This is a genomic window from Caldimonas tepidiphila (assembly GCF_003569765.1).
GTDB classification, from domain to species: domain Bacteria; phylum Pseudomonadota; class Gammaproteobacteria; order Burkholderiales; family Burkholderiaceae_C; genus Caldimonas; species Caldimonas tepidiphila.
Genome location: NZ_QXMG01000148.1, coordinates 1 through 1,774, shown reverse-complemented (window position 1 = coordinate 1,774; position 1,774 = coordinate 1). Strand labels below are relative to the sequence as shown.

The following is a 1,774-nucleotide window of genomic DNA, read 5'->3' as shown; positions in this document are numbered from 1 at the left end:
GCGGCCGAGCAGCGGGCGGCCGAGGTTGCGCGCGAGCGCGCCGGCATCGAGACCCAGCTCCTGCAGCTTCAGGGCGACACGGCCGCGCTGCGAGCCCGGCAGCTCGAGCAGCTCGATCCCTCGAACCGGGCGCTGCTCGAGCAGGTGTTCGCGCTGCAGGACCAGCAGGAGGCAGCCGAGGAGGCGCGCCGCGCGGCCGAGCAGCTTGCAGGCACCTGGGGCAGCCTCGCCGACAGCATGATCGAGGAGGCACGGCGGCTGCGCGGCGAGATCTCCGCCTCGAGCGCCGGCGGCTTGGCCGAGGCGCAGGCGCGCTTCGCGGTCCTCACCGCCCAGGCCCGCGCAGGCGACACCGAGGCGGCGCAGCAGCTCGGCCAGGCCGCGCAGCAGGTGTCGCAGCTGGCTGCGACGACCACAGCCACCGCGGCCGACTATGCGCGCATCCAGGCGCAGCTCGCCGCCAGCCTGGAGGGCACCTCGCAGCTGGTGAGCGCGCCCGGCTTCGGCGCCCTGGTGCAGCCCGCCGCGCTTGGCATCGATGTGGCCGCCCCCAGCAGTGCGACCTCGACCAGCAGCCAGGCGCGGCAGTCGGAGGTGATGGTGCAGCAGCTCGAGGCGGCACGCGAGGAGCTGCGCGCCGGAATGGCCGCTGTCGCCAGCAGCACCGCGGCGCTCGTCCGGCTGCACCAACGGTGGGAGGCCGACGGCCTGCCGGCAACGAGGGCCCTGACCTGATGAAGCTACTACGGCCGGCCGCGGTGCCCGACAGCACCGCCACGTTCTCGCGGGCCAGCACGGCGACCTACACCGACAAGGACGGCGTGCTGCGCGTCGCGGCGGCGCACGAGCTGCGGCTGCAGTACGCAAACGCCGTCGGCGCAGCGTCCGGGCTGCTGTTCGAGCCCGCGGCAACCAACCTGCTGCCGAACTCGGCCGCCTTCGACAACGCGACTTGGACGAAAAGCGCCGCCGCCGTCACGGCGAACACCGACACCGCGCCGGACGGCACCTTGACCGCTGACCGCATCGTGCCGAACGGGGCGACCTCCGTGTCGCACTGGGTGCGCCGCGCGACGGCGATCCCGGCCGAGGGCGCGCTTTACACCGTGTCGGTCTACGTCAAGGCGGCCGAGCTGTCGATCGTGCGGCTGCGCATGGCCGGCGCCGCCTATGTTGGGGACGCGGTGTTCAACGCCGCGACGGGCGCCTGGGTCGGCAACGCCGGCAGCGCGACGCGTAAGGCGGAGGCGCTCGCGAACGGCTGGTGGCGCGTGTCGGTCGGCTACGTGATGGCGGCGGGCGACACGACGCTAACGTTCGAGGTCTGGGTCTACGATGCCGCGGGCGCGGCGTCCTACATCGCCGACGGTACGAGCGGCGTCCTGCTGTGGGGCGCGCAGGCGGAGAAGGGCGCGCTGACGTCCTACATCCCGACGGGTGGTGCCGCGGTCACGCGCGCAGCCGACATCCTCAGCGGCAGCGGCCTCGTCTACAGCAGCGTCCCCGAGAACGATCACCCGGCTTGGAGCGCGGCGACGAACTACGCCGTCGGTGTGAAGGTGATCCGGCTGACGACGCACCGCGTCTACGAATGCGCGATCGCGGGCACCAACAGCACGCCGCCCGAGGACGCGCCTTCGCGCTGGATCGATCTCGGGCCGACGAATCGCTGGGCGATGCTCGACAAGGAGGTCGGCACCGTCACCACGACGGGTGGCGTGCCACTGAACATCGTCATGCTGCCGGGCTTCGCCACCGGCGTGAGCCTGATGGA

The 1,774-nt window shown here is 72.8% G+C and carries 2 protein-coding genes; both read left to right on the top strand.

Annotated elements, in window-relative coordinates:
• The coding region (locus D3A59_RS24805; protein WP_205665274.1) for a hypothetical protein at positions 1–735 on the top strand (735 nt) is incomplete at its 5' end.
• Positions 735–1,774: phage head spike fiber domain-containing protein (locus D3A59_RS24800; protein ID WP_119157965.1), on the top strand; the 1,040-nt coding region annotated here is incomplete at its 3' end. The genes D3A59_RS24805 and D3A59_RS24800, both read left to right, overlap by 1 nt.